The sequence below is a fragment of the Sphaerisporangium fuscum genome (assembly GCF_018531465.1).
Classification (GTDB): domain Bacteria; phylum Actinomycetota; class Actinomycetes; order Streptosporangiales; family Streptosporangiaceae; genus Sphaerisporangium; species Sphaerisporangium fuscum.
The window spans coordinates 241,698-268,447 of sequence record NZ_JAHDTF010000005.1; the positions used below are offsets into that span (position 1 = coordinate 241,698).

Below are 26,750 nucleotides of genomic sequence, written 5' to 3' on the forward strand. Positions count from 1 at the left end.
GCCGGTTGAACCGCCGGCCAGCCTCAGCCGGCCAGGCGGGCGCGGACGACCAGCCCCACAACCCCGGCCAGCCTCAACCGGCCAGGCGGGCGCGGACGACCAGCCCCACAACCCCGGCCAGGCTCAGCCGGCCAGGCGGGCGCGGACGATTTGGGCGACCCTGCCGCCCTCGGCCCGCCCGGCGACCTTCGGGCCCAGCACCTTCATGACCTGACCCATGGCCTTCGGCCCCTCGGCGCCGCTCTCGGCGATGGCCTCCTGGACGAGCCGGTCGAGCTCCTCGTCGCTCAGCTGCGCGGGAAGGTACTCCTCGATCACCGCCTGCTCGTCCTGCTCCGCCTGCGCCTGCTCGGCGCGCCCGGCGTTGGCGAACGCCTCGGACGCCTCACGCCGCTTCTTGGCCTCCTTCGTCAGCACCTTGACGATCTCGTCGTCGGAGAGCTCGCGGGCCTCCTTGCCCGCCACCTCCTCGGTGCTCACCGCCGCCAGCGCCATGCGCAGGGTGCGGGTGCGGACGTCGTCCCGCGCCTTCATGGCAGTCGTGAGGTCGGCCTTCAGCTTGTCCTTCAAAGCACTCATGGTCACCATCTTGCCGCTTCCCGGCAGCCCTCTCGCCTCCATTTCCCCGCGCCGCTCCCGCCGGGCCGCACGATCCCCGCCTCGCCGTACGTCCCCCTGACGGCCCTCGCCGTACGCTCCCCGGAGCACTTGGAGTCGGAGCGGGCCGCAAACGGCAGATCGCGACCAGAGAATCGGGACATGCGGCTCGTTCCGGGTCTTGGGCGGCGGCAGGGCGTGCCCTCGGGCATCATGAAGAGGTGAGGAAAGCTGCCGCGATACCCCTGTCCCTGCTCGGTCTCGGCGTCGCCGGGATCGGCTACGCCTCGGTGATCGAGCGCAACTGGTTCCGGCTACGCCGCTTCGACGTGCCGGTCCTCGAGCCCGGGCAGCGGCCGGTGCGCGTCCTCCAGATCTCCGACCTCCACCTCACCCCAGGGCGCACCCGCCTGATCAACTGGGTCCGCTCGCTGGACGCGCTGAACCCCGACCTGGTGGTCAACACCGGGGACACCCTCGCCCACCCCGACGCCGTCCCGGCCTACCTGCACGCGGTCGAGCCCCTGCTGTCCCGTCCCGGCCTGTTCGTCTACGGGTCCAACGACCTGTACGCCCCGCGCCCCAAGAACCCCGCCCGCTACCTCTGGAGCACCTCCAAGGGCGACCGGCGCCAGCACACCCCCAACCTGCCGTGGAGCGAGCTCGGCGCGGGCATGACGGCGGCGGGCTGGCTCGACATGAACAACGCCACCGCACGCATCAAGGTGGGCGACCTCGACGTCCACGTGGGCGGCATCCACGACTCCCACATCAACCGCGACCGCTACGACGAGATCGCCGGCCCGGCCCCGGCCGACGCCGATCTCCGGCTCGGCGTCATGCACTCCCCTGAGCCCAGGAACATGTCGCGCTTCGCCGACGACGGCTACCAGCTGCTCCTCGCGGGCCACACCCACGGCGGCCAGCTGTGCATCCCGTTCTACGGCGCCCTGGTGACCAACTGCGGCATCGACCGCGCGCGGGTGAAGGGCCTGCACCGCCACGACTCCGCCTGGCTCCACGTCTCCGCCGGCCTCGGCACCAGCCCGTACGCCCCGGTCCGCTTCTCCTGCCCACCGGAGGCCACCCTCCTCACCCTGGTCCCCCGCCGCCCCACCCGCTCCTGACGCGCCCCCTCCCGCACGAACCCGCGAACCAAGCCGATACCGAGGCCCCATCGGCCTCTCGCCGATGACGCGAGCACCACCAAAGTCCGCTAGACTCATGCGAGCACAAGCAAACCGCAAGTGCACCGGGGTGTAGCGCAGCTTGGCAGCGCGCTTCGTTCGGGACGAAGAGGCCGTGGGTTCAAATCCCGCCACCCCGACCCAGAAGTTACAGATCAAGGGCCTGATCGCTGGAGACAGCGATCAGGCCCTTGATCGTTTGACCGTCGTTCTGGACGCCGCGAGAGGGCACTGACGGGTTCGGCGCCGCCTTCCTGGTCTCGGCCGGCCTGCTCTGGTGGTCATGTCGGCCGGGTCGCCGCGCCGACGAGGACCTGGGTTCCCGCGCCTACGGACCAGTCCATCTCACGCTGGGCCGCGACCGGCGCGGAGCCACGCGATAGGCCACCCGGCTCCGACCGCGGCGGATGATCCGCCCGGAGATGAGGAGGCGGCGCGCGCTGCCATGGCTGGTGGCTGCCGAGAGCTGGACCGGACTAGCCCTCTTCCTGATCATGGATCTGCGGAGACCGCTCACCGGGAGACCCGGCGTACCGCGATCACGAGCAGCACGACCGTGTCGACCGTCATGATCGCATTGCTGGTCAAATCGACCACCAGCTCCGCCTGCTCGGGGCGGCACAGCAGCAGAAACGTGCCCAGGCCCAGCATGTTCGCGGTCGTCTCATGCCCGGCGGTCAGCAGCAGCGTGGCCACGCCGGTGAGCTCGTCGTGGTCGAGCTCACCTCCGGCGGCCAGCTCGCTGAACAGATCGTCGGAAGGTTCTGCTCGCTTGTGTCCGACGAGCTCGGACAGGTAGCGCATCAGCTCGGCGTGTGCGGCGCCCCGCTGTTCGGCGGAGTTGTCGAAGCTCACCGCCTGTGCGGTGGCATCCTGAAATGCGCGCGCTCGCCGCGAACCTGGGCCTTACCCTCGACGGGCGTTACGACGGTCCCGGCGATTTCGCTGTGTTCGCTCCTTACGTGATCAGCGAGATCGCGCGAGACCTCGGCGCTAGTCGTTCGGTTTGATCAAGGTAGGGGTACCCCACACCCCACCCCTATCCGGGTTGAAGGTCGGTCGGCTGGAAGGAATGCTCCTTAGAGGTGGAGCCCGGATCTCCGGGACGTGAGCATTTCCTGTCAGCGACGAGCGGCGGGCAAGCAGACGCCGCGAAGGAGTTCCCCTCATGTTGGTGAACGTCTCGCCCGTCACGATTTCGCGCCTCCGCGGCACCCTGACCGGCAGGGTCATCGAGCCGCATGACGACGGGTACGACAGGGCGCGGACCGTCTACCAGGGCGGATTCGACCGTCGGCCGGCGGCCATCATCCGGGTCGCCGACGCCGCCGACGTGGCGCGGGTCATCGCGTTCGCGCGGGAGACGGGGGCCGAGTTGGCCGTCCGCGGCGGCGGCCACAGCAACGCCGGCCACAGCGTCACCGAGGGCGGCATCGTGCTCGACCTCCGAGATCTGCAGGCGATGGACATCGACGTCGAAGGACGGACCGCGTGGGCGCAGGGCGGGCTGACCGCGGGCGCGTACACGGCTCAGGCGGGCGCCCACGGCCTGGCGACCGGATTCGGCGACACCGGTTCCGTGGGGATCGGGGGGATCACGCTCGGAGGCGGCATCGGTTTCCTCGTCCGCAAGCACGGCCTCAGCATCGACAACCTGCTGGCCGCCGAGCTGGTCACCGCGGACGGTGAGATCCGCCACGTGGACGCGGAGACCCATCCCGACCTGTTCTGGGCCATCCGCGGCGGCGGCGGCAACTTCGGGGTGGCCACCCGGTTGCGGTTCAGGCTGCACCCGTTGGAGTCGTTCATGGGCGGAATCCTGATCCTGCCCGCGACGCCGGAGGTCATCGCCTCGTTCATGGCCGAGGCGGAGGCGGCGCCGGAGGAGCTCTCGACGATCGCCAACGTCATGCCCGCGCCGCCGATGCCGTTCCTGCCGAGTGAGCTCCACGGCCGGCTGATCATCATGGCCTTCATGGCGTACGCCGGCGAGGCCGAGGCCGGCGAGCGGGCCATCGCGCCGTTCCGCGCGCTCGCCACCCCCCTCGCCGACATGGTCCAGGCGATGCCGTACTCCGGGATGTTCCCCCCGGAGGGGGACGTCGAGCCGGTGACCGCGGCGGCGCAGACGATGTTCATGGACAGTGTCGACCGGGACATGGCCGAGACCGTCGTCCGGTACCTCGAATCCTCCGACGCTTCGATGCGCGCCGTGCAACTGCGAATGCTCGGCGGGGCGATGGCCCGTGTGCCGGTCGACGCGACCGCGTTCGCGCACCGCCACAGCCGGATCATGGTGAACGTCGCGGCGTTCTACGAGCGCCCCGAGGACCGGGCCGCCCGCGAGGCCTGGGTCGCCGAGCTCGCGGGCGCCCTGCGGCAGAGCGATGCGGGGGCGTACGTGAACTTCCTGGGAGACGAGAGCGAAGATCGGGTCCGCGCCGCGTACCCGGGCTCGACCTGGCACCGGCTCGCGGCGATCAAGGCGGTGTACGACCCGGCCAATCTCTTCCGCCTCAACCAGAACATCCCCCCGGCGATCGGTTGACCTATTGACCGAGGGACCGGGCCCGCACCTGGACCGAGTCCCACCACCGTGACATCGGTCGACCCACTAGCCGAGGGACCGGGCCCAGACCTGGACCGATACCACCACCGTGACATCGGTCGACCCACTAGCCGAGGGACTGGGCCCACACCTGGACCGAGTCCCACCACCGCGACAGGGGCAGCGGGTCGTTCGCCTGGTAGGCGACCGCGTTGACCACGAAGATCGAGACCAGCACGGTGGCCAGCGTCACCTGGTTGGCGATCTTGGCGGACTTCGACAGCCGGCGCAGCAGCTCCGTCACGCCCTTGTCGGCGATTTCCAGCAGCCCCGCCACCGCCTCGCCGTAGACGTGCGCCCCCGACGGCATCCGCTGCGCCGTCCGCAGCGACCTGGACGTGATGAGGTACTCCGGCAGGAGGACCAGCCACGCGAGGGTTCGCAGCGCGAGACGGCACAGCGGTACGCCCCAGCCCGCCAGCACGGGCAGGGCGTACTTGACGGCCAGCCGCACGGCGACGGCCATCACCAGGATGAAGGACAGTGCCTGGAGCGGGGCCGGCAGCCATCCGGCCAGTCCGTACCACCACTGCCCCAGTCCCTCGATAACGTCCGCGAGCGCGCTCAGCACCGGACCGGCTCATTCGTCATCGTCATTCGTCCTCGTCTTCTTCGTCGTCGGTGTCGCCTTTCCGGTCGGCCGGAGGGGCCTGCAGGGCGAGGTCGCCGGAACGGTCGAAGATCGCCGCGGTGAAGTCCCTGACCGCGCCGTCGCCCTCGCCCAGCTGTCTGGCGAGCTGCTGTGCCAGGCGGTCCCGGACGTGCACCTCGATGGACGGGCTGGTGACCAGCTGCTGGAACAGGTCGATCTTGCGCTGCTCGGTGAGCTGCTGGCTGGCGTGGATCCTGTCGACGACGTCGGGGATCCGGTCGGTGTGCCCGTCGGTGAGCAGCGCCACGATCCCGGCGATGTCCGGCCCGTAGACCGGCTCGTACATCTCCTTGAGGTCTTTGGCCTTCCGGGCCTGCAGCTTCTGCTGGAGCGCGTCCTTGCCGGCCTGCTGGACCGTGGCCTCGTCGGCGTACCGCAGCCGTACCCGCAGCTCCCGCATCGTCATGCCGGGCAGGTCGGGCCGTTTGGTGGTGGTGCGCAGCGAGTCGGCCACGACGGAGGCGAGCCGGGCCAGTTCGTCGCCGGCGTTCGCCACCGTCCCGATGTTGTGCTGGGCGGTGATGCGGCCCGCCAGGTCGAGGCACCAGTTGCGCAGGCGCTCGTTCAGGTCCCCCCGGCGCTCCCGGACCAAGAGGCCGCAGTCCTTCACCTCCAGCTCCACATCGACCTCCCCCTGCAGCTCGATCCCGACGTCGGCCGTCGGCAGCCGGGAGGCGAACGTCCGGGTGTGCGCTCCCACCGAGACGTAGTACGCCTCGATGAAGCCGCCGACCAGTCGCTGCCCGAACGTGGGAGGGGCGCCGCGCGGGAGCTCCACCAGGCGCCCGTCCCGGGAGCGCAGCACCATCGCCTCGTGCAGTTGCGGCCGCAGGTCGGACCGCAGCCGCCCGAACCGCGGTAGGACCTTCGGCCCTCTTACGGGATCGATCGAAGGCATCTCACTCTCCTATGCCGGGGAACGCTCGGGAACGGCGCCGGCGCGGCCGGTGACCACGTGGTACATGCGCGCCGCGGCGCCCTGGGGGTTCTTGCGGGCCCACGCCTCGATGTGGAAGGCCAGCCGGGCCGCCTCGGGCCGGGTGCCGCCCAGCGCCGCGACCAGCGCGGTCAGGGCCGAGTCGAGGTAGGGCCGGGTGTTGGCCCGGAGGAACCACTGCTTCAGCACGTCGAGCGCGAGCTCGGTCCAGTCCGGGTCGTTGAGCGCCCGGCGCGTGAGTTCGAACACCGCGGGCCTGGTGGTCTCCCGTCCGGCCGCGTGCAGGAGGCTCGGCCAGGTCTGTCTCTTCCCCTTGGCGCCGTCCGGGCCGGGAATCTTCTCGTCGATGCCGTCGGCGATGACGATGAAGGCCAGCATCGCGAGCTCCCGCTCGCTCTTCTTCTTCGAGCCCGCCCACCGCCGCAACGAGCCCAGCACCTCGTCGTCGTCGATGAGGTCGCTGAGGTACATCGCCACGATGCCACCGGCCGCCGCCGTGGACCATATGTCGTCCGTCGAGCGCTGCCGCCTGGCGATGCGGACCAGCCCGTTCAGCGCGGCCTTGGGGTTGGCCGGCGCCAGCGCCAGCCCGTACACCATGGCGGCGGCGCCGACCAGGCTGGACTCGTCGGAGGCCACCCAGTCCTCCAGTAACCGCGAGATCCGCGGGGCGATGTCGGGGTCGGCCAGGGGGACGGTCAGCGCCGCGGCGACCAGGTGCCAGACGTACTCGTCGTCGGTGAGCGCCCACGGCAGGACGACCTCGCGCAGCAGCATGTGCAGGCTGTCCTCGGCGAACGTGCCCAGCATCAGCGCGGCTCGGCGCTGCACGTGCGGGTCGGGGTGCCCGGCCAGCTCCCGCAGCCAGGCGATCAGCACGGGCCGTACCGCCGGATAGTCGGTGCGCAGGAGCTCCACCAGGCTGTTCTCCCAGTTGAGATCGGCGAATTCGGCGATCTCCGCCCGGACGGTGCCGTAGGCGTCGTCGTGGTCGACGACCGAGGTGTGCGCCTGTACATCGGCCAGACGCCCCCGGCCCGTCCCGGAGAACAGGTCCCGCGGCGTCTTCTCCCCGGCCTCCTCGCGCAGCAGCACGCACAGCCGGTTCTCCAGCTCCAGCAGGGTCTGCAGGGGCAGGCCGCCGAAGTAGCCGAGGGTGATGATGAGCGGCCGCAGCGCCGTCCGGTCGTGGTCCTCGAACCAGGTCCGGATCTGTTCGGTGTCGACCATGCGCAGGTGCGTGGCCAGCGCCTCGACCCTGATCCGGTCGCGGACGACGTCTCCCACGATCGCGGCGACCTTCTCCAGGTCGGCCAGGGGGTGACCGCCGCGGCACCATTCGGCGAGCTCCTCCCGGGCGAGCACCTCGCGCAGCTGTGGATGCCGGTCGTCCGGCAGCCCCCGGGACGCGTGGCGCAGCAGCAGTCCGGCCAGGCCCGTCTCCGGGGGCGTGACCCGTACGCCGCCGAGCGCGCCGAGGTTCTCACCTGTCCCGATCAGTACCAGGTAGCTGCGGCGTTGGTCGCACATGGCCCGCAGCCGGGTCATCTCGAACTCGGTGACGCGCTCGTCGGGGCGGCTGACCAGGAAGTAGCCGCGGTCCTCGACCAGCTGGGCCTCGGTCAGCTCCGCCACCGGGGTGTGCGGCCGGATCTGCCACACCTCGTCGCCGACGCGCTCGCGCAGCAGCTGGATGCCCAAGGTCATCCGGCCGCTCCCCTCCTGCCCGTACAGGCACAGGAAGCGGTCGCCACCGAGACGGCTGCCGGCGGTGACGGCGCAGCCGGGTGATTCGTAGACCTCGGAGAGCTTCTTGAGGTGGTCGGCCCGGACCTTCGCCACGAAGAGGGAGCTCGCTCCGCCGCCGGCACGGGAGTCACGGCCGTTGAAGCTCTCGGCCTGGATGTCGCAGTACGCGTAGACGACGCCGCCCTCGCCCACCAGGATGCGGTCGCGGTTCTCCCGGTACTCGTTGACGTCCTGCCTGCCGGTCTGGGGGCTCGGCCTGCTCCTCGCCTGCCTGGTCTCGCCCGGCCGCTCGACCTGCCCCGGGTTCGCCTCGGCCGGCCGTCCTTTGCCGGGCCCGCGGTCCTCGGTGGCCTGCTCCGGACGGCCGGACGGCGCGGGCCGCTCCGCCGCCTCCGGCGTGCCGTCCTGTCCGCTCCTGCCGCCGGGCTCGGCCGGCGTGTCGGTGTTCTCCCCGGCGCCGGCGGTCACGACGGCCCCCTGGAGTCGCGGCCGGTGAACCGTTCGGCGCGGATGGAGACGTTGCCGTAGACGACGCTGTCGTTGCCGTGCACCTCGATCGTGCTCGCCGGACGGGGAGAGGCGGCCTCCGGAGGGTCGGCGCCGTCGGGGGGCTGGGGATGCGGGGCTCCCGGGACGTGGACGTACCCGCTCTGGTGGAACTTCTTGGCCGGGATGTCGACCTCCACGCACTCGAACTGCTCCGGCCGGATTCCGGACAGCCCTGACAGCGCCACCTTCCGGAACACCGGAGCGGAGACGATCAGCGCCAGTGGCGCCCCCGGGAAGCGATCGAGGGCGCGGCGTACCGGCGCGCAGTCGAGCAGCCGGCTCAGCACGACGAGCGCCGGGCCGGAGTGCTCCCCGTGGGCGTTGGTCCGGATCGCGTCGGCGTGCATCGCCACGCGGAGCCGGATGCGGGCCCGGGCCACCCGCTTGCCGTTGTAGGTGACCAGCAGGCGGTGCAGCTCGGAGACCAGCCGGTCGACGGGACGGACGAGGTCGACGTCGGCCGGCAGGACCGCGAGCAGGCCGTCGCCCGTCGGGGACACCGCGCAGGCCGAGAAGTCCAGGCCCGAGCGCCGGAACGCGGTTTCGAGCATCCTGCGGAGTTCGGTCTGGATCTCCCCCTGCAGCTCGGTGTCGCGTGAGCTGTAATCCTGCACGTCGCAGCCGAAGACGAATCGGTCGAGAAGCGGCGCGTCGTCGTACATGAATCCCCTCCTGCGACGTGTTCCAGGAATCTCACGCCCAGCTCCCCGCACCGGTTGACACATATCGTTCGGTAGCCGCCCCCGCATCGCTGGATTCGGGGAGACGGGCGGCATATGCCTGGATTATCCGAATAATCAGCATTTAATGAGAATTGGCCGATAAGTAGCACGGTGTCGGCGGGCACGCGGCACCACCGCACCGCACCGTTCTCCTGCTTATCAGCCGGCGGGATCGAGTCATGTCCAGAAGTGGACATGCCACCGGCCGGCAGGTCCTGAAGATCTAGAGGAGCTCCTCGAGCCGTCGAGGATCCACGACGATGGGGGTCCGCGAGTTCACCACCGCCCGCTCGGCCTTCAGCTTCGTGATCTCTTCCGCCACCGTCGATCTCGCCAGGCCCGTCGCCCGGATCAGATCCCCCTGGCCGATCCCGATCTCCACCGTCCCGGCCCACGGGCCCGGCCGCCCCACCGGAGGCTGCGCCAGCCTGATCAGCCACTGCGTGATCCTCGGGCGGGCGGCCAGCGACGCCAGCTCCGCCCGCAGCCGCTCCGCCTCCTGGAGGCGGTGGACGAGATGACGCAGGAGCCGCTCCTGCAGTTTGTTCTCGCGAACGAAGCGCTCGAAATGTGCCGCCGTGAGAACCACGGCATGACAACGGTCGATCGCGGTGACCGTCGCCGAACGGGTTCCGTCCCCGAACAGCGCCATTTCACCGATGAGTTCGGCGCCGCCGCGCACGGCGAGCAGAACGTCGCGGCCCTCCTCGTCGACGAGGGAAACCGTGACCCGCCCGGAAATCAGCGCCAGGACGCTGTCGGCCTTTTCCCCCTGCCGCATGAGCGTCTGCCCGGGCGCGTACGAACGCGGCGCGGCCCCCGAAACCAGCCGTTTCCAGAGCTCCGGAGGCAGGAACCCCTCTAAGCCGCTCACATCTCCTGAATCTACTAAAAGCCCGCCGATCTTCCGAGAAAGAAACCGTTCTCAGTATTTCCACCGGGTGCGCGCCGCGATCTCCTCCGGAGGCGCCCCCTCGAACAGGGCGATCTCGCCGCGGCGGACGGCGGCGACGGTGTCGACGACGGGCTCGCCCAGCGCCTCCTTGAGCACCCCGTCGGCCTCGAAGGCCGCGAGCGCCACGCCGAGCGAGGACGGCAGCGGCGTGACCGAGCCGCCCAGGGTGACCGGATCGACGGAGACCGGCTCGGGGAGTGTCCCGCCGTCGGCGAGCCCGGCACGTCCGGCGGCGAGGACGGCGGCCAGTACGAGATAGGGGTTGGCGGCGGCGTCGAAACACTTGATCTCGAGATTGGCCGCCACGGACCGCTCACCGGCCGACCCGGTCACGAACCGCATCGCCGCCTCGCGGTTCTCCAGCCCCCAGCACGCGAACGCGCCCGCCCAGTGCGACGGGATCAGCCGCAGGTAGCTGGCGACCGACGGGGCGCCCACCGCCAGCAGGGCCGGCAGCCGGGCGAGGATCCCGGCGGCGAACGCCTCCCCGAAGGCGGTGAGCCCGTACGGGCCGTCGCCGCCGGCCATGAGGTTCGCACCGTCCCGCCACAGGCTGAGATGGACGTGCCCGCCGTTGCCGACCCCGTCCGCCAGCACCTTCGGCGCGAACGTCGCGCGCAGCCCGTGGTGCAGGCTCACGGCCCGGATCGTCTCGCGGACCAGGACCGCGGTGTCCGCCGCCCCGACCGGGTCGTCGGCCGCGACCGAGATCTCGTACTGGCCCGCGGCGTACTCCGGGTGGATCTGCTCGACCGGGACACCGGCCGCCGTCAGGGCTCGCACCACGTCGAGCAGGTAGCCGGAACGCTCGGTGAGCCGCGTCATGCCGTACGCCGGGCCGGCGCAGGCAGGGACGAACTCGTCGCCGCCGCCGACCGAGGCGGCCCACTCCACCTCGAAAGAGGCCCGGACGGAGAAGCCCTCGGCCGCCAGCCGCCCGACCTCCCGCCGGGCCAGGTGGCGCGCGTCGAGGGGATGCGGCTCGCCGTCCTGGTCGTACCTGTCGGCGGGCGCCCACGCCCAGCCGGGCAGCGCGGTCAGCACGGCGAGCCGGTCGAGGTCGGGGTACAGGCGCAGGTCGCCGACCGGGCCGCCGGCGAAGCGGCCGCTCACGATCGAGTCGTCGAGGAGGAAGGCGTCGAACACCGGCGAGGCCCCGACGCCCCAGGCCGCAGCGTGGGCGAGGCGCGGGAGCGGCACGGCCTTCACCCTGGTCACACCGCTGGTGTCCACCCAGGTGAGAGCGACGGCGGTCACGTCCGCCGCGGCGAGACGTTCGCACGCCTTCCGGGCGGCCTCGGTACGTCGTTCGCGCTCCTGCCGGTCCATCGCGCTCCCTCCTCCACCGCCGAAAGGCGCCGTGCGGGCATCGTCCACAGCCCAGCATTCATGGTGGCAGAGGTGCGCGGCACGGCATCAAGTCTTCGGAGTACGACGTGCCCGGCCGGCCATCGTTGCGACGGCCGGCCGGGCCGGGCGCTACGGCTGGGAGATCTTCGGGGGAACCTTGTCGCTCCAGCCGGCCTCGAGGGTCGACTCCCACCAGATCGCGGTGCCGGGCTTGGCCCAGGCGTAGTCTCCGGTGGGCTCCACCGCGACGATCTGGTCGGTGAGCAGCACCCCGGTCTCCGGGTCGATGATCAGCTGCCGCTCGAACCTCCCGTTGCCCCACGTCTCGGTTCGCGCGACGCCCTGGCCCCTGCGGCCCTGCGCGTCGGTCACCTCGCCCAGCGAGCGTACGCCGTCGAGCCCGGCGAGCACCTTGTACGCGGCGGCGCGCACGGCGGGCTTCACCGGCATGTCGCGCAGCAGCCCGGAGGTCACCTGGTAGAGCCAGCTGTCGGCGTCCTCCGGCTCGCCGCTCTCGGTTCCGTGGCCCTGGTACCCCGAGAGCAGCCGCTTCTTCAGCTCGTCGGGGGTGGTGGGCAGCGCCTGGAGCTCCGCCACCGAGGTGTTGCGGCCTGCCAGGTCGACGACCTTGTCCCCGAGGTTGATCTGGTTGCCGAACGGCTTGCCGGGCCTGGACTCCAGCTGCATCGGCGCCAGGCGTCCACTCCCGCCGGCCTTCTCCTTGGCCGCGTCCACCTTCCACCGCGTCGGCGAACCGTCCTGCTTCCAGCTCTCCTCGGCGCCCTCGGCGGGCTTGGTGCCGAGGTTCTGGTCCTGGAACCAGCTCGCGGCCTTCGGCGAGCGGGCGATCCACATCTTGTGGGCGGTGGTGGTGTGGACGATGTAGCGCACCTTGTCACCGGCCTCGTCGGCGCTGCCGAGCACGCTCTCGACGTACCAGTACGCGCCGTCCTCGGCTGGGGCCTTCATCGACGAGGCGGCCGCCGTGAGCAGGACCTGCTCGGCCGAGAGGCGGACGGCCGGAGCCGAGGAGACCGGCCCCCCGGCCACAGCCTGGGAGGTGGACGGCGCGCGCGGAGTCGTGCCGCCCGTGCCCGAGACGGCGACGCCCACGACCACGGCGGTCGCGGTGGCCGCGCTCACGAGGCCGAGCCCCCAGACGGGCTTGGTGATCTTGCGCCCGCGCGGCTGCCTGGACTGCGCCATGGCGTACGAAAGCTCGCGATCCCGCGTGTGCCCGTCCACCGGGCTGTCCAGATGGGCCGGACGCGCCGCCCGCAGTCGTTCCATCGGGTTCATGACCACTCCTCGCTGAGATTGCGCACCCGAGGCATCGGACGTACGGCGGGCTGTTCGTTCATCGCCTGGGCGAGCCGCTTGCGTGCGCGGTGCAGCCGCACGCGGAAGGCCGCCGACGAGCATCCGACGACGCGCGCGGCGTCACGCGGCGTGAGCCCGTGCCAGGCGACCAGGATCAGCAGTTCCCGGTCGTCCTCGGGCAACGAGACCAGCGCGTTCACGATGGCCAGCCGCTCGGCCACCTGGTCGGCGTGGTCGCCTTCGGTCCAGCCGTACAGCTCGTTCGCCAGCGACTCGCGCCTGATCTCGGCGCGGATGTTGTCGCGCAGCACGTTGCGCGCCACGCCGAGCAGCCACGGCAACGGCCGGTCGGGCACGTCGCCGAACCTGCGCCAGGCGATCGCGAACGTCTCGCTCACCACCTCGTCCGCGATCTGCCGGCCCGCTCGGCTCACCACGTAGGCCCATACGCGTTGCCGGCACTCGTCGTACATAGTGGTGAACCGGTGATGATCGTCCGTCACCGCCTGCCCCCTTGGTCCCGGGTGCTTAGTTCTGACATGAGGTAGTGGTCCGGGAGGCTCCATCGTTACCGGCGGATGCTCATCACGAGCGGTTGTCCTATCCTGCGAAAGCTGCTGAAGCTCGGCGGCGAGGGTACATACGGAAGCCGTGGCATGACTTCAGCACCAGAGGGCACCCCCAACGGAGTGGACCCGTTCCGGCACATCGGACTTTTCTATCGCGACGTGGGCGAATACGCCGCAGCGTGTGCGGAGTTCGTCGAGCAGGCGCTCGACGCCGGTGATCCCGCGCTCGTCGCCGTACCGGGCCGCAACGGTGAGCTGATCCGCGGGCGGCTGGGCGCCGGCGCCGCCACCGTCACGTTCAAGGACATGGCCCGTGACGGCCGCAACCCCGGCCGCATCATCCCCTCCGTGCTCCTCGCCTTCGCGGGGGCCAACCCGGGCCGCCGCGTGTGGATCATCGGCGAGCCGATCTGGGCGGGGCGCGACGACATCGAGTACCCCGCGTGCGTGGTCCACGAGGCATTGATCAACGCGGCCTTCGCCGGTCGTGAGGCGAGCATCCTGTGCCCGTACGACGCCTCGGCGCTCGCCGCGCGGGCCCTCGCCGACGCCGCGCGCACCCACCCTCTCGTCGGTGACGTGAACGCCACCTGGGCCAGCCCGGCGTACCGCGACCCGGTGGAGACGGCCGCGATGTTCGACCTGCCGCTCCCCGACCCGCCGCGCGACGCCGCGCCGTACACCTTCCGCGGCACGATCGCCCTGCCGGCGGTGCGGGCCTTCGTCGCCGAGCACGCGACCGCCGCCGGCCTGCGCGACCAGCGTCTGGAGGAGGTGCTGGTCGCGGTGAACGAGCTCGCCACCAACACCGCCGAGTACACCGACGAGCCGGGCATGATCACGGCGTGGGTCGAGAACGGCTCGTTCGTCTGCCAGCTGGACGACTTCGGCCGCATCACCGACCCGCTCGCCGGCCGTGTCCCGCCCACCGACAGCGCCACGCGGGGGCGGGGGCTGCTCATCGTCAACGAGCTCGCCGACCTGGTACGCCTCCACCACCGCCCGTCCGGCACGAGCATCCGGGTGCACTTCGGCCTCCCGGCGTGCCCGGACGGGCCCGGCGGGGGCGAAGGTCAGGTGGCCGCGGGCGTGTAGGCGACCTCATCGCCGAGTGAGTCGCCGGGCGCCGCCGGGACCACAGGGCCGAGGGTGACGGGCACCCCGTTGAAGACGGCGTTCCCGGACGGCACGTCGACCACCGACGCGTCGGTCAGCGTGTTGGCGTTGACGCCGGGCGCGTCGGTCGACGCCACCCGCTGGGCCGTTCCGGCGTGCCCCCAGCCGTGCGGCAGGCTCACCACCCCCGGCATGATCGCCTCGGTGGGCTCGACCGGGACGACCAGCTCGCCGGCGGCCGACCGCACGACCGCCTGGTCGCCGAGGCCGAGCCGCGCGACGTCGTCCGGGTGGACGTGCAGGGTGCACCGGTTGCTGCCGCCGACCAGGTTGGGGACGTTGTGCAGCCAGCTGTTGAGCGAGCGCAGCTGGCGCCGCCCGATCAGCACCATGTCGGGCGCGGGGGCGGCGAGCCGTTCGCGCAGCCGCGCGGCCTCCTCGGCGAGCCTCGGCGGCGCCAGCTCGACGCGGCCCGAGGCGGTGTTCAGCAACTCGGGCAGGCGGGGCTCGTGCGGGCCCAGGTCGAGGCCGTGCGGGTTGGCCCGCAGGTCGGCCAGCGACAGGCCGTACGGACCGAGCCTGAGCATGGCGTCCAGCATGAGCTCGGGGCCGGAGTCGCCCTCCAGGGAGGCGCGCACCTCCGCCACGTCCCGGCCCTCGACCGGGGAGCCGGGCGTCTGGGTGGCCCAGCCGAGTATCTGCCCCAGGATCATCTCGTCGAGCGCGGAGGGGTCGGCGTCCGGCCCCTGGCCCGAGGCGATCAGCGTCAGCTTCGCCATGATCTCGGCCTCCGAGAGCTGCCCGGGCGCGAGCGGCAGGATCGGCGGGGAGAACCTGGCGTAGTTGCGCACGGTGACCGACAGCAGCAGGAAGTCGTAGTGCGGCATCTGCAGGATGCGCGGCGGCGGCAGGATGACGTGCGCGCGCCGGGTGGTCTCGTTGAGATAGGGGTCGACGCAGACCATGAAGTCGAGCTTCTGGAGGGCGCGGTCGAGCCGGGGGCCGTCCGGGGCCGAGATCACGGGGTTGCCCGCGACCACGACCAGGGCCCTGATCTGCCCCTCGCCGGGGGTCTCGATCTCGTCGGCGAGCGTGGCGACCGGCAGCTCGCCGAGCGACTCCGGCATCCCGCGGACGCGGCTGTGCCACCGTCCCGTGCTGTACGGCTCGGGTGAGCGGCCGAGCTCGACGCAGGCCGTCCTGGTGAACATCACCCCGCCGGGACGGTCGAAGTTGCCGGTCAGGATGTTGACCACGTCGACCAGCCACTGCGCGGCGGTGCCGAACTCCTGCGTGCAGGCGCCGATGCGGGAGTACACCGCCGCCGTCTCCGCCGCCGCCAGCTCGCGCGCCAGCCGTACGATCGCCTCGGCCGGCACTCCGCACACCCGCTCCACCGCCTGCGGGGTGAAGTCGGCGGCCAGGCGCCGCAGGTCGTCCAGGCCGGCCACCTCGACGTCGATGCCGGCGAGGTCCTCGGCCAGCAGCGTGTGGACGATGCCGAACAGCAGGAACGCGTCGGTGCCGGGCCTGATGAAGACGTGCTCGTCGGCCAGGGCGGCCGTGCGGGTGCGGCGCGGGTCGACCACCACCAGCCTGCCGCCGCGTGCGCGCAGCGCCTTCAGCCGTCCGGGGAAGTCGGGGGCGGCGCACAGGGAGCCGTTCGACTCGGCGGGGTTGGCGCCGAGCACCAGGAGGTAGCCGGTGCGGTCGAGGTCGGGCACCGAGATGGCGATCGGGTCGCCGAGCATGTAGCCGCAGGCGACGTGCTTGGGCATCTGGTCGATGGTGCTGGCGGAGAAGATGTTGCGGGTGCCGAGCGCCTGGCTGAGCGGGCCTCTGTACAGGGGGCCGGCCATGGTGTGGAAGGTCGGGTTGCCGAAGTAGGCGCCCAGCGACTCACGGCCGTGGGCCTCGATCACGCCCGACAGGCCCCGGTCGACGGCCTCGAAGGCCTCCTCCCAGGTGACCTGGCGCCACTGGTCGCCCTCGCGGATCATGGGGACGCGCAACCGGTCCGGGTCCTCGTCCAGGGCGCCGAGGCTGGCCCCTTTCGGACAGATGTAGCCCTTGGAGAACGGGTCGTCCGGGTCGCCCTTGACCGAGGTGACGTGCCCGTCGTCGTCGAGCGTGAGCCGCAGCCCGCAGACGGCGTCGCAGAGGGGACAGGTCCGGTGCACGGTTCTCATCGGCGCTCCTGAGATCGTCGGCTGGACCCATGATGAGCAGGCACGCGGGAGCCCGGGAACCCGGAGACGAGGAGTCTGGGGGCGGATACGGGTAGAGCGAGTTTCGTCACAAATATCTTGATCCTCAGGTACGGTGGGAGCTTTTGTCACGTACGGTGGGAGGCCGGGGGTTTTGAGGGCTAGATAACGGGCAGTGCGGTCGAATTCGAGCCGGCCCAATCCAGCCCGTCCGGAAGGGGGCAGGTCCGCCGAGGAGTCGCCGCGCCAGGCGGCCCTCGGACCGAGGACGTGCGTCCGTCCGGTGTCAGGGCTGGGCCACGGGAAGAAGGTCGTTATGACGAACGAGGTCACCGAAGGCAAGACCGCGGCACGCGAGCTGGCGGCACGGTTGCCCGGATGGATGGTGTGGTACGGCGAGCACACCAAGCGGTTCTGGGCCGTACCGCGGGCGGCCACCACGGCCGGTGCCCAGCTCGCCGAGGGGGACAGTGTCCAGGAGCTTGAGGAAGCCGTGCGGCGTATGAGCGGAGGCGCCCCGCAGCAGATGGCCCCCGCCCAGGAGGCGCCGCGTCCCGAGCAGGCGCCCGTGAACGCTCCTCCGATGGGGGCGCACCCGGGGCCCGTTCACCGGCAGCCGGTCACCGCCAACGGCTGAGCCGCGCCGTCCGGCGCAGGTGTGGCGGCCCGCCCCCGGTCGCCGCCGCGCCCCGGCTCATCTCTCCATCTCACCGCGGCACCGTGGACGGTGTCGCGGCTTCGGCCTGCCCCCGGGCACGCTCAGCGGCACTGGGCGAGCATGGCCGCCTTGTCGGCCCTGGTGACGGGCAGGTCGTACTTCACCGCCACCTGGGCGAAGCGGGCGACGTACGCGCAGCGCACCTTGCGCGCGGGCGGGAGCCAGGAGGCGGGGCCCGCGCCGCCCTTGGCCTCGTTGGCCGGGCCGTAGACGGGGATCAGGTTGAGCGGGTCGTTGGCGATGCGCACCCGCTTGGCCTTCGGCCACCGCCAGGCGCCCATGCGCCACTCGTACGACAGCGGGACCACGTGGTCGACCTGGACCCGGGCGGAGTCGCGCTTGCGCCACTGGATGGTCCGGCCCGTGTAGGGGTCGTGGAGCTTCATCGACACCACCACGCAGCGGGAGCCGTGGCGGTACTGGAGCTCCTCGCCGTCCCGTGCCAGCAGGTCGTCGCGGGTACGGCAGCCGTTGCGGGCGTACGGGACGCCTCTCGCGCTGTCGGCCCAGTTCTCGCCGAACCGCAGCCGCGTGTAACCCCGTTTGGACCCTTGGACGCCGACCCGCACCTGCTTGATGAGCCGCACCGCCGCCGCCCTGTCGGCGTGCGCGGTGATGGGCACGAGTCCGGGCCTGGTGCCGGTCGGGTTGCGCAGAGGGTTCACCGCGTGCGCCCGCTCGGCCACAGGGCTGGACGGCGCGTGCGTGCCGCCGCGCGCGGCCAAGGAAACGAGGAGAACGCCTACCGCCACCGCGGCGATCGTCGCGCGTGCGCTCAGCGTCGCCTCCCCTAAGGCAATGCGTGGGCCAAGACTCCCTTTGATGATCCCCATGACGGGCGTGGTTGACACCGGCGACTCCCGAGAAGCGCCCCCACCGGTAGGGTCGGGAGACGTGACGACCCGGTTGGATGAGCTGGCCGCCCGGCTGCGGGAGTTCGCCCGCGAGCGCGACTGGGAGCAGTTCCACACCCCGAAGAACCTCGCCATGGCCCTGGCCGGGGAGGTCGGCGAGCTGGTCGCCGAGTTCCAGTGGCTGACGCCCGCGGAGGCCGCGGCCCTGGACGACGAGACGCTCGGCCGGGTGCGGTCGGAGCTCGCCGACGTCACCAACTACCTGGTCCGGCTGGCCGACGTGCTCGGCGTCGACCTGCTCGCCGCCGCCCACGCCAAGCTGGAGGAGAACGAACGCCGCTACGACGCCGACCACTACCGCGGCTCGGCCCGCAAGGCACCCCCGCTCGCCCCCTGAGACTTCAGAGCGAGACGAAGGACAGCCCGCGGTGCTTCAGGCGGGGGATGACGGTGCGCAGCGCCTTCAGCGTCTCCGAACGGTCGCCCCCGCCGTCGTGGCACAGCAGGATGGCGCCCGGCCGACACGCCAGCATGCTGTCGGCGATGTGCCGTGTCCCCGGCCGCGACCAGTCGCGCGGGTCGATGTCCCAGTCGACGGGGATCATGCCGTGCTCGTCCGCGGTGTGCACCACCTGGCGCGACCAGGCGCCGCCGGGCGACCGGAAGAGCCGGGGGGCGACGCCGGTGGTGTCGGAGATGCGGTGCTGCGCGTCGGCTATCTCGGCGGTGACGCGCCGGGGGGACAGCCGGTCGAACGGCATCGGGTGGTGCATGGTGTGGTTGCACAGTTGGTGGCCGGCCCGGACGATGCGCTCGGCCAGCTTGGGGAACCGCTGCACCTGCCAGCCGATGAGCGAGAACGTCGCCAGCACCTCGTGCTCGGCCAGCAGGTCGAGCATCTTCGGCGTCCACTCGGGGTGGGGCCCGTCGTCGATGGTGAGCGCGACGGCGTTCCCCGGGGCCGCCGGGGCGAGGTCGCGCAGGCTGTGCACGGGCTGGCGGCGCGCCTTGAGCCCCTTGGGTGTCCAGCCGGGCGGGGCGTGCCGGTGGGACGAGCCCGCGGGCGGCCGGTGAAGGGCGCCCGGCGCGTGTGGCGAGGATGCGACCGACGTCGAGGAGGACGTCCGGATGGCATCACCCGCCACCAGGGACGAAAGCGTCAAACCTGCCAGAGCCCACAGAACTCGGCGCCGTCCGACCTCGCTCTCCTCCATGATCTCACGCTACCCAGCGTCCACAAAGATGGTCCTGACCGACAGGAGCGATCTGGGTAACCATGCGGGTCTAAGTCGGTCATGGCAACCACGACACCCGTCCGCGCAGCACGCCGTACCCCACGAAGGCGACGGCGTCGATGAGCGTGTGCGCGACCACGAGCGGCATCGCGCGTCCCCACCTCTGGTAGAGACGGCCGAACAGCACGCCCATCGCCAGGTTGCCGACGAACCCGCCGAACCCCTGGTACAGGTGGTACGACCCGCGCAGCAGCGCCGAGACCGCCACCGCGCGCCACGGCCGTACGCCGAGCCCGGCCAGCCGGTGGAGCAGATAGCCGCTGACGATCACCTCTTCGAGCACGCCGTTCTGCAGGGCGGCGAGGAGCAGGACCGGAACCCGCCACCAGGTGTCGGGGAGCCGGTCCGGCACGACGTCCAGGTTGACGCCGGCGCGGTAGGCGGCGAGGTAGAACGCCAGGCCCGTACCGCCGACCACCGCGGCGAGCACGGCCCCGCGGAGCAGGTCGCGGCCGGGCTGGGTGCGGTCCACGCCGATCGTGCGCGTCGACTCTCCCGACCGCGCGAGCAGGTAGGCGACCAGGCCGACGGGCGCCACGGTGACGGCGATCGCGACCAGTTGGAGCGTGAGGTCGTACCACGGCCGGCCGGGGCCATCGTGCCGACCAGGACGGCGTGCTGACCTTGGAGGGCCTTCGGCGCGGTGAGCGAGCCGATGAGGGAGACCAGCGACTGGAGGGCGCTGGCGCCGAGCGACACCGCGAAGACGGCGATGATCTCGGCCCGGACGAGCCGCGGGGTGAACGCCGTGGCGCCGGTCACCGGGGGCGGCAGGGAGTCGCGCATGCCCGGCAGACTAGACCGGCGCCCGTGTGCCCGCCGTCAGCCGCCGGCTCAGCCGAGGAGGTTGCGGCGGGCGGCGAACAGGCCCGCCTGGAAGCGGGTGCGCGCGCCGAGCTGTTCGCTCAGGTGCCTGACGCGCCGCTGCACCGTGCGCAGGCTGACGTCGAGCTGCCGCGCGATGGCGTCGTCCTTCATCCCTGTCGCCAGCAGCGCCAGGACGTCGGCGTCGAACTCCTCAGGCGGCGCGCCGGAGAAGTCCGGCAGGTCGGCGGGCGCGGACGGCGGGGGCTCCGCCGGGCGCAGCGGCGTCGCCGCGCGCCACAGCACCTCGAACAGGCCGACCAGCGCGTCCAGGAGGGCCGAGGGATGGACGATGAGGGCGCTCTCCACCGCCCGGTCCTCCTCCGAGACGAGCGGCAGGATGGCCGTGCGGCCGTCGGCGATGGCGAGCTTCACCGGGACGTGCCCCAGCCGAGCCTGCTCGCCCTCGGCGATGGCCTGGCGGGTGTGCTCGAACATGCCGGGCCTTTCGAAGGCGCGCGGGCCGTAGATGCCGCGCGTCCTGGCCCGGCGCCGCAGTGCGCGCTGCTGTTCGTCCTGGACCTGGGTGACGTCGACGGCGTACGGCGGATGCACCAGCACGAGCATCTCCTCGACGGCGTTGCGCTGGATCTGGAGGAAGCGCCGGGCGACGGCCTCCTGCCCGATGACGACCTCGAGCACCTCCTCGGGCTGCGGCCCGGTGCGCTCGGCCACCTCGGCGGCGAGCAGGGCGGCGGCCGCCCTGCTGTGGGCGATCTCCTCCTGGCGGCGCGCGGCGAGGGCGTCCACCGCGAAGTGCGGCGGCGTGGCGATGAGCCGGAGGGGGCGGCCCGCGAGGCGGGTGACCAGGCCGAGGTCTTCGAGCCGGGGGAGCATCCGCCGGAGCCCGGCGGCCGAGGTGCCGGCTTCGGCGGCGAGTTCGGCGAGGGTGGCCGGTCCGTGACGCAGCAGCGCCCGGTAGGCCCCTTCTTCGGCGGAGGTGACGCCGAGCCCGTCGAGCAGCCGGCGGTCGGCGAGATCGGCGGCGCTCCGCTGGGGCGCCTTGCCGGGCGAGTCGAGCACGGATCACACATTACGGGCAAGGCATCTGACCGTATGGCGGGTTTGCGACAAGTCGTTATCTAGCCGCCGGGAAAGCATGGACAGCGTCTTTGGACCCCGTTAGGAATTCGGTTGATCTAGTTCTCGGATTCCGGAGGTCCGTTGATGCGTCGATGGGTGGCGGCGGTCGTCGCCGTGGCGGCGGGGTGCGGCATCGGGCCCGCCGCGTCGGCGGCGGCGGAGGTCCAGAATTCCGCCGTAAACGGTTCCAATACGCCCGCCGCGCCCGAACCGTTCGGAGCCGCGAGCACAGGACCTGCCGACGTCACCCTGCTGACCGGCGACCGCGTCCACGTGACGGACCTCGGAGACGGCCACCAGGCGGCCACGGTCACCCCCGCGCCCCGCGCGGACGGATCGGTGCCGAGCTTCCAGGTGCTGGAGACCACGGCCGGGCTCACCGTCGTCCCCGACGACGTCGCCGGCCTCGTCCCCCGCCGCCTGGACCCGGCGCTGTTCAACGTGACCACCCTGATCAAGGAGGGCGACGCCGACGCGGCCAGCGGCAGCGTGCCGCTGATCCTCACCTACACCGGCCCGGCGACCCTGGCGGCGGCCCCCGCCGTCCCGGCCACGCAGGTCACGCGCCGCCTGGAGAGCATCGGCGGCGCCGGGGCGTCGGCCGACAAGAAGCAGGCCGCGCGGCTCGGCGCGGCCCTGGCCGAGCTGGCGCGCGGCGGGAACAGGGCGGCCGCCGGCCCGCTCGCCGGGGTGGACAAGATCTGGCTGGACCGCAAGGTGACGGCCGTCCTGGACCACAGCGTCCCGCAGATCTCCGCCCCCGCCGCGTGGGCCGCGGGGTACGACGGCTCGGGCACGACGGTCGCCGTCCTGGACAGCGGGATCGACGCCGCCCACCCCGACCTCGCCGGAAAGGTCGTGGACGCCCGCGACTTCACCGGCGAGAACGACGTGCGCGACCACCACGGCCACGGGACGCACGTCGCCGACACCATCGCGGGCAGCGGCGCGGCCTCCGGAGGACGGCTGAAGGGCGTCGCGCCCGGCGCCAAGCTGCTCAACGGCCGGGTCCTCGACGCGGACGGATCGGGCAGCCTGTCCGGGATCATCGACGGCATGGAATGGGCGGTCGCCGACAAGCACGCCGACATCGTCAACATGAGCCTCGGCGGCCCCGAGCCCGGCGGCCCGCTCACCGAGGCGGTGGACGAGCTGACGCGGCGGTACGGCGCCCTGTTCGTCGTCGCGGCCGGCAACCGCGGCTGCGACGCGTGCGTGGGGAGCCCGGGCGACGCCGCCTCGGCGCTGACCGTGGGCGCGGTGGACGGCTCGGACCGGCTCGCCGACTTCTCCAGCCGGGGTCCCGCCGCCGACTTCTCCGTCAAGCCCGACGTGACCGCGCCCGGCGTCGGCATCGTGGCCGCGCGGGCGAGCGGCACCTCCCTCGGCGAGCCGGTCGACGCGTCCTACACCAAGCTGTCGGGCACCTCCATGGCGACCCCGCACGTCGCCGGGGCCGCCGCGCTGCTGCGGCAGGCGCGGCCGGGCATCCGGGCCGGCGAGCTGAAGGCCGTGCTGATGGGCTCGGCCGAGCGCCAGGACGACACCACCGTCGACCAGCAGGGCGCCGGACGCGTGGACGTCGCCGCCGCCCTCGCCGACCCGGTGGCGGCCTCCGCCGGATCCCTGGACTTCGGCCGGGTCACCTCCTCCCCCGGTGACCCGGCCGTCCGCAAGCTGACCTACCGCAACCTCGGCGGCTCTCCGGTCCAACTCGCCCTGAGGAGCGGCGACACGTTCGCCGTGTCGCCCGCCACCCTCACGGTGCCGGCCGGGGGCACGGCCGAGGCGACCGTCGCCCTCGACGCGGCGAAGGCCCCGGAAGGCGTGCTGCGCGAGGAACTGGTCGCGACGACGCCGCAGGGCGTGAACGTCCGCACCCTGCTGACCGGCGACGTGGAGGAGCCGCGCGTCCGGCTGCGGGTGCGGGGCATCGCCAGGGACGGCCGCGCGGCCCGGGGCGGGTTCACCGTGCTCGACCTGGACAGGGGCACGCTCGTCGGCCGGGTGCTGCCCGGGGACGCCGACCAGCCGTGCTCGGAGGAGAAGTACGGCACGGGGACCTGCCTGCTCGTACCGCCCGGCACCTACTCGGTCCTCGGCCACATCTTCACCATGCCCGCCTGGCAGGACTCCACGGCGGCCGGGACGCCGCTCAACGAGAGCCTCACCGGTGACCCGGAGATCCGGATCACCAAGGACACCGAGGTCGTGCTGGACGCCCGTAAGGCCGTCGAAGTGAAGATCCAGACCCCGGACCACCGCACCAAGCGCAACCTCGGGGCCGCGGCGAGCCTCATGTGGTACCGCGCCCCGGCGCAGGGTGACGCGGTGCTGCGGGGCGGCACGTACATCGGCCCGGGGTCGCAGATCGAGGAGCGGCTGTTCGTGCAGCCGACCAGGCGCGTCACCAAGGGCACGTTCGCGGTGTCCAGCCGCTGGCTGCTCGACGCGCCGGCCGTCACGATGAACGCCCTCGGCACCGAGCTGAACCCCGAGTACTACGACCCGAAGTGGTTCAGCGACTACTCGACCGACTTCCCGCGCCTGGACGGGGTGAAGCTCCTGCTCGCCGCCGACGCCGGGCTCGGCAGGCCCGAGGACCTCAAGGGGAGGAACCTGCGCGGCAGGCTCGCCCTGATCCGGCGCAGCGACGACATCCCCGTCGCCACCCAGTCCGGCAACGCCGCCGCCGCGGGGGCCGCGATGGTGGCGATCTACAACGACCGCCGCGGCGTCGACCCCTCGCCGGGCGGACCGGCCGCCAAGCTCACCGTCCCGACGGTACGGCTGTCCGGTGAGGAGGGCGAGAAGCTGCTGGGGATGGTGCGGCGCGTCCCGGTGCCCGTCCTGACCACGGGCACCGTGGCGAGCCCCTACCAGTACGACCTGCTGCTGCGCGAGCGGGGACGGGTGCCGGACGAGCTGTCGTACGTGGCGCGGACCCGCTCGCTGGTCAAGGAGGAGACCGACTTCCGCGGCCAGATCGCGGGCGAGGCCACGGTGGACGAGGCCCGCTACGCCTTCGAGCCGTGGGACACCTACTCGATCACGACGAACCGGCCGGTCGCACGGACCCCGCGCACCCAGGTGACCTACGTCATGCCGGACCCGGAGGTGCGGTGGAACAACGGCGTGACCACGCCCGAGGCGCCGTACAACTACGCCTGGCCGCGTCCGGAGACGCCGCACCTGCAGTTCCTGGACCCGGAGTTCCACACCTACACGGCCGCCGGCACGGCGCACCGCTCCTGGCTGCGGCAGCCCATGGTGCCCGGCGTCAACCCGCGAAACCCGCTGCGCCGGGAGGGTGACGTGCTGCGGGTCTCGATGCAGGGCTTCGTGGACCCGGCCCGCAACTTCGCCTCGGCGTACTCCAACTCCTACGACCAGGGGCTGCGCACCGACTTCAAGCTGTACCAGGGCGACAGGCTGCTCACCGAGACCAAGTACCTGCCGAGCGGCAGCGTCCTGCTCCCGGCCGAGGAAGCGGGATACCGCATCGAGTTCGACGTCGAGAACAAGGCGGCGTGGGCCAGGCTCTCCACCAGGACGAGCGCGGTGTGGACGTTCTCCTCGCGGCGCACCGCGGAGGGCGGGAAGACGGTGATCCCGCTGCTGCTCGCCGACTACGACGTGGCGCTGGACGCCGGGAACACGGGCGACCCGTCGTCCATCGGCCTGAAGCTGTACCACCAGCAGGGCGCGGAGGAGAGCAGGGTGAAGGACGTCTCGCTGGAGGTGTCGTACGACGACGGCGCCACCTGGCGGCCGGTGCGGCGGCTGACCTCCACCGGCACGAACGCCTACAAGGCCTCCCTCGACCGGCCCTCCGCGCGGAACGGCTTCGTCTCGCTCCGCCTGCACGCGGCCGACGAGCGCGGCGCCACGCTCCAGCAGGAGGTGATCCGCGCCTACGCCACGAGGTGAGACCGCCCGGGTGACGGCCGTCGCCGCCTGATCGCGGCGGCCGTCACAGGCCGTATTCCTCCAGGAGGCGGAGCCACACCTCGCTCACGGTCGGGAACGCCGGGACCGCGTGCCACAGCCGGTCGAGGGGGACCTCTCCGGTCACCGCGACGGTGGCCGCGTGGAGGTGGTCGACGACCCCGGGCCCGGCGAAGGTGGCGCCGAGGAGGACGCGGCGGTCCTCGTCGACGACGAGTTCGGCCCTGCCGGTGTAGTCCTCGCCCTGGAGGTAGGCACCGGCGACCGCGCCGATGTCGTACTCCACGGCGCGCACCCGGAAGCCGCCGGAACGCGCCTGGGCCTCGGTCCGGCCGACCGCCCAGACCTGCGGATCGGTGAAGATGACCTGGGGGGCGCCCTGGTGGTCGGCGGTGTCGCGCATCGACGGCCGGTCGTCGGGCAATCCCCGCGCGCGGGCGGCGATCACGTCGCCGCACACCCGGGCCTGGTATTTGCCCATGTGGGTGAGCAGGTTGAGCCCGTTGACGTCGCCGACGGCGTAGAGCCACCCGTCCGGGACACCGGTGGCCCGCATGCTCGCGTCCACCTCGATCGGGCCGTGGGTGTCCAGGCCGGCCGTCTCCAGGCCGATGTCGCCCACCGCCGGGCGGCGGCCGGTGCCGACCATGATCTCGTCCGCCTCGATCTCGGCGCCGTCGTCGGTGCGGACGGTGACCGGGCCGTCCGGTAGCGGGCGCTCGACGGCGACGGGCGAGCGGCCGAAACGCAGGTCGATGCCCGACTCGCGGAACGACCTGGCCAGCAGCTCGCCGGCGAACGGCTCGAACCGGGCGAGCAGGCGGTCGCCGCGCACGAGCACGGTCGTCTCCAGGGCGCCGAGGGCGTGTAGCGCCTGGGCCATCTCGCACGCGACGGCCCCGCCGCCGATCACCACCAGCCGCTTCGGCACCTGCTGGACGCCGGTCGCCTCGCGGTTCGTCCACGGGGACGCCTCCCGCAGCCCGGGGACGCCGGGGATCAAGGGGTCGCTGCCGGTCGCCACGACGACGGCGTGCCTGGCGCGCAGCGCCCGCGTGCCGCCGTCCGGCGTCGCCACGTCCACCCGCAGAGGGCCGGCCAGGCGTCCCCGGCCGCGGACGAACGTCGCCGGGAGGTTCTCGATCCAGCGCACCTGGCCGTCGTCGTCGAGGTGGGACACCGCCTCGTCGCGGCGGGCCAGCACCTTGGCGGCGTCGATCGGTCCGCGCAGCTCCAGTCCCGGCACCCGGCGCACCTCGCCCGCCAGGCCCACCGGCCGCAGCAGCGCCTTGCTGGGGATGCACGCGTAGTAGGCGCACTCACCGCCCGCCAGGCGCTCCTCCACGACGGCGGCCGTGAGGCCGCCCCGTACGGCGCGACCGGCGGCGGTCTCCCCGACCGGCCCCGCACCGATCACGATCACGTCGAACACGTCGTCGTCCATGGGCACCTGCACCCCCGTTTTCGCAG

At 72.3% G+C, this 26,750-nt stretch carries 23 protein-coding genes and 1 tRNA gene; 8 read left to right on the plus strand and 16 right to left on the minus strand.

Translation table 11 applies throughout. From position 1 onward, the window contains the following. Window positions 1-123 precede the first annotated feature (123 nt). Window positions 124-579: a GatB/YqeY domain-containing protein gene (locus tag KIK05_RS08495; RefSeq protein ID WP_214410024.1), complete on the minus strand. Its 456-nt coding sequence runs from the start codon at window positions 577-579 to the stop codon at window positions 124-126. Between the two features lie 239 nt (window positions 580-818). On the opposite strand from KIK05_RS08495, the gene KIK05_RS08500 reads away from it, so the two are divergent. Together KIK05_RS08500 and KIK05_RS08505 are read left to right on the plus strand one after the other, a co-directional pair. Further along, entirely contained in the window at window positions 819-1,724 is a 906-nt protein-coding gene (locus KIK05_RS08500) for a metallophosphoesterase (protein WP_214410025.1), read from the plus strand. Between the two features lie 126 nt (window positions 1,725-1,850). After that, a tRNA-Pro gene (locus tag KIK05_RS08505) sits at window positions 1,851-1,924 on the plus strand. A gap of 373 nt (window positions 1,925-2,297) precedes the next feature. On the opposite strand, the gene KIK05_RS08510 is transcribed toward KIK05_RS08505, so the two are convergent. Then, window positions 2,298-2,639 (minus strand): cytochrome P450 family protein, encoded by a 342-nt coding sequence (locus KIK05_RS08510; RefSeq protein WP_214410026.1) that lies wholly within the window; start codon window positions 2,637-2,639, stop codon window positions 2,298-2,300. 23 nt (window positions 2,640-2,662) lie between these two features. On the opposite strand from KIK05_RS08510, the gene KIK05_RS48010 reads away from it, so the two are divergent. Both KIK05_RS48010 and KIK05_RS08520 read left to right on the plus strand, forming a co-directional pair. Next, complete coding sequence (locus KIK05_RS48010; protein WP_284681240.1) at window positions 2,663-2,794, plus strand: hypothetical protein; 132 nt, start codon at window positions 2,663-2,665, stop codon at window positions 2,792-2,794. A 158-nt stretch (window positions 2,795-2,952) separates the two neighbouring features. After that, on the plus strand, window positions 2,953-4,332 hold the full coding sequence (locus KIK05_RS08520; RefSeq protein WP_214410027.1) for an FAD-binding oxidoreductase: 1,380 nt from the start codon (window positions 2,953-2,955) through the stop codon (window positions 4,330-4,332). Window positions 4,333-4,459: 127 nt separating this feature from the next. On the opposite strand, the gene KIK05_RS08525 is transcribed toward KIK05_RS08520, so the two are convergent. The 8 genes from KIK05_RS08525 to KIK05_RS08560 all read right to left on the minus strand — a co-directional run bounded on the left by KIK05_RS08525 (window position 4,460) and on the right by KIK05_RS08560 (window position 13,129). Beyond that, window positions 4,460-4,963, minus strand: a complete 504-nt coding sequence (locus tag KIK05_RS08525; protein WP_214410028.1) for a hypothetical protein — start codon at window positions 4,961-4,963, stop codon at window positions 4,460-4,462. Window positions 4,964-4,985: 22 nt separating this feature from the next. Beyond that, window positions 4,986-5,942 (minus strand): hypothetical protein, encoded by a 957-nt coding sequence (locus tag KIK05_RS08530; RefSeq protein WP_214410029.1) that lies wholly within the window; start codon window positions 5,940-5,942, stop codon window positions 4,986-4,988. 9 nt (window positions 5,943-5,951) lie between these two features. Further along, window positions 5,952-8,198 (minus strand): hypothetical protein, encoded by a 2,247-nt coding sequence (locus tag KIK05_RS08535; RefSeq protein ID WP_214410030.1) that lies wholly within the window; start codon window positions 8,196-8,198, stop codon window positions 5,952-5,954. Then, on the minus strand, window positions 8,195-8,941 hold the full coding sequence (locus KIK05_RS08540; protein ID WP_214410031.1) for a hypothetical protein: 747 nt from the start codon (window positions 8,939-8,941) through the stop codon (window positions 8,195-8,197). Before KIK05_RS08540 ends, KIK05_RS08535 begins: the two co-directional genes overlap by 4 nt. 283 nt (window positions 8,942-9,224) lie before the next feature. Further along, window positions 9,225-9,875 carry a Crp/Fnr family transcriptional regulator gene (locus KIK05_RS08545; protein WP_214410032.1) on the minus strand — a complete coding sequence of 217 codons (651 nt, stop codon included), beginning with the start codon at window positions 9,873-9,875 and terminating at the stop codon, window positions 9,225-9,227. Window positions 9,876-9,926: 51 nt separating this feature from the next. After that, window positions 9,927-11,285, minus strand: coding sequence for a glutamine synthetase family protein (locus KIK05_RS08550; RefSeq protein ID WP_214410033.1), 1,359 nt, complete (start codon window positions 11,283-11,285; stop codon window positions 9,927-9,929). Between the two features lie 150 nt (window positions 11,286-11,435). Beyond that, complete coding sequence (locus KIK05_RS08555) at window positions 11,436-12,605, minus strand: CU044_5270 family protein (RefSeq protein WP_214410034.1); 1,170 nt, start codon at window positions 12,603-12,605, stop codon at window positions 11,436-11,438. Beyond that, on the minus strand, window positions 12,602-13,129 hold the full coding sequence (locus tag KIK05_RS08560; protein WP_308249819.1) for an RNA polymerase sigma factor: 528 nt from the start codon (window positions 13,127-13,129) through the stop codon (window positions 12,602-12,604). The genes KIK05_RS08555 and KIK05_RS08560 overlap by 4 nt, the downstream gene beginning before the upstream one ends. 153 nt (window positions 13,130-13,282) lie before the next feature. Between KIK05_RS08560 and KIK05_RS08565 the strand changes: the two genes are divergently transcribed. Next, a complete protein-coding gene (locus tag KIK05_RS08565; RefSeq protein WP_214410035.1) occupies window positions 13,283-14,290 on the plus strand; it encodes an anti-sigma factor RsbA family regulatory protein in 1,008 nt (335 codons plus the stop codon). Here the strand turns inward: KIK05_RS08565 and KIK05_RS08570 are convergent. Further along, window positions 14,269-16,500 carry a molybdopterin-dependent oxidoreductase gene (locus tag KIK05_RS08570; protein WP_214410036.1) on the minus strand — a complete coding sequence of 744 codons (2,232 nt, stop codon included), beginning with the start codon at window positions 16,498-16,500 and terminating at the stop codon, window positions 14,269-14,271. The two genes, KIK05_RS08565 and KIK05_RS08570, sit on opposite strands and share 22 nt — an antisense overlap. A 334-nt stretch (window positions 16,501-16,834) precedes the next feature. On the opposite strand from KIK05_RS08570, the gene KIK05_RS08575 reads away from it, so the two are divergent. After that, on the plus strand, window positions 16,835-17,155 hold the full coding sequence (locus KIK05_RS08575) for a hypothetical protein (RefSeq protein ID WP_214410037.1): 321 nt from the start codon (window positions 16,835-16,837) through the stop codon (window positions 17,153-17,155). Window positions 17,156-17,277: 122 nt separating this feature from the next. Here the strand turns inward: KIK05_RS08575 and KIK05_RS08580 are convergent, their stop codons facing one another. Continuing rightward, on the minus strand, window positions 17,278-17,961 hold the full coding sequence (locus KIK05_RS08580; protein ID WP_250562428.1) for an HNH endonuclease family protein: 684 nt from the start codon (window positions 17,959-17,961) through the stop codon (window positions 17,278-17,280). Between the two features lie 169 nt (window positions 17,962-18,130). Here KIK05_RS08580 and KIK05_RS08585 point away from each other — a divergent pair, with 169 nt between their 5' ends. Then, window positions 18,131-18,487, plus strand: a complete 357-nt coding sequence (locus KIK05_RS08585; RefSeq protein WP_308249820.1) for a nucleotide pyrophosphohydrolase — start codon at window positions 18,131-18,133, stop codon at window positions 18,485-18,487. Window positions 18,488-18,491: 4 nt separating this feature from the next. On the opposite strand, the gene KIK05_RS08590 is transcribed toward KIK05_RS08585, so the two are convergent. The 3 genes from KIK05_RS08590 to KIK05_RS08600 form a co-directional block, all read right to left on the minus strand. Further along, window positions 18,492-19,304, minus strand: coding sequence for a polysaccharide deacetylase family protein (locus KIK05_RS08590; RefSeq protein ID WP_214410040.1), 813 nt, complete (start codon window positions 19,302-19,304; stop codon window positions 18,492-18,494). A 79-nt stretch (window positions 19,305-19,383) separates the two neighbouring features. Continuing rightward, the gene (locus KIK05_RS48790) at window positions 19,384-19,923 is read right to left on the minus strand and encodes a CPBP family intramembrane glutamic endopeptidase (protein ID WP_308249821.1); all 540 of its coding nucleotides are present in this window, start codon (window positions 19,921-19,923) and stop codon (window positions 19,384-19,386) included. Between the two features lie 296 nt (window positions 19,924-20,219). After that, window positions 20,220-21,272 (minus strand): helix-turn-helix transcriptional regulator, encoded by a 1,053-nt coding sequence (locus KIK05_RS08600; RefSeq protein WP_214410041.1) that lies wholly within the window; start codon window positions 21,270-21,272, stop codon window positions 20,220-20,222. Window positions 21,273-21,416: 144 nt separating this feature from the next. On the opposite strand from KIK05_RS08600, the gene KIK05_RS08605 reads away from it, so the two are divergent. Next, window positions 21,417-25,262 (plus strand): S8 family peptidase, encoded by a 3,846-nt coding sequence (locus tag KIK05_RS08605; protein ID WP_214410042.1) that lies wholly within the window; start codon window positions 21,417-21,419, stop codon window positions 25,260-25,262. A 43-nt stretch (window positions 25,263-25,305) separates the two neighbouring features. Here the strand turns inward: KIK05_RS08605 and KIK05_RS08610 are convergent, their stop codons facing one another. Next, window positions 25,306-26,724: a dihydrolipoyl dehydrogenase family protein gene (locus KIK05_RS08610; RefSeq protein WP_214410043.1), complete on the minus strand. Its 1,419-nt coding sequence runs from the start codon at window positions 26,722-26,724 to the stop codon at window positions 25,306-25,308. Between the last annotated feature and the right edge of the window lie 26 nt (window positions 26,725-26,750).

What these genes read in the sequence shown, in the direction of transcription:
- KIK05_RS08590 (WP_214410040.1), bottom strand. Translation starts at nt 19,304, where the DNA reads ATGGAGGAGAGCGAGGTCGGACGGCGCCGAGTTCTGTGGGCTCTGGCA.
- KIK05_RS08550 (WP_214410033.1), bottom strand. Translation starts at nt 11,285, where the DNA reads ATGGACCGGCAGGAGCGCGAACGACGTACCGAGGCCGCCCGGAAGGCG.
- KIK05_RS08575 (WP_214410037.1), top strand. Translation starts at nt 16,835, where the DNA reads ATGACGAACGAGGTCACCGAAGGCAAGACCGCGGCACGCGAGCTGGCG.
- KIK05_RS08495 (WP_214410024.1), bottom strand. Translation starts at nt 579, where the DNA reads ATGAGTGCTTTGAAGGACAAGCTGAAGGCCGACCTCACGACTGCCATG.
- KIK05_RS08555 (WP_214410034.1), bottom strand. Translation starts at nt 12,605, where the DNA reads ATGAACCCGATGGAACGACTGCGGGCGGCGCGTCCGGCCCATCTGGAC.
- KIK05_RS08530 (WP_214410029.1), bottom strand. Translation starts at nt 5,942, where the DNA reads ATGCCTTCGATCGATCCCGTAAGAGGGCCGAAGGTCCTACCGCGGTTC.
- KIK05_RS08570 (WP_214410036.1), bottom strand. Translation starts at nt 16,500, where the DNA reads ATGAGAACCGTGCACCGGACCTGTCCCCTCTGCGACGCCGTCTGCGGG.
- KIK05_RS08610 (WP_214410043.1), bottom strand. Translation starts at nt 26,724, where the DNA reads ATGGACGACGACGTGTTCGACGTGATCGTGATCGGTGCGGGGCCGGTC.
- KIK05_RS08565 (WP_214410035.1), top strand. Translation starts at nt 13,283, where the DNA reads ATGACTTCAGCACCAGAGGGCACCCCCAACGGAGTGGACCCGTTCCGG.
- KIK05_RS08520 (WP_214410027.1), top strand. Translation starts at nt 2,953, where the DNA reads ATGTTGGTGAACGTCTCGCCCGTCACGATTTCGCGCCTCCGCGGCACC.
- KIK05_RS08605 (WP_214410042.1), top strand. Translation starts at nt 21,417, where the DNA reads ATGCGTCGATGGGTGGCGGCGGTCGTCGCCGTGGCGGCGGGGTGCGGC.
- KIK05_RS08540 (WP_214410031.1), bottom strand. Translation starts at nt 8,941, where the DNA reads ATGTACGACGACGCGCCGCTTCTCGACCGATTCGTCTTCGGCTGCGAC.
- KIK05_RS48010 (WP_284681240.1), top strand. Translation starts at nt 2,663, where the DNA reads ATGCGCGCGCTCGCCGCGAACCTGGGCCTTACCCTCGACGGGCGTTAC.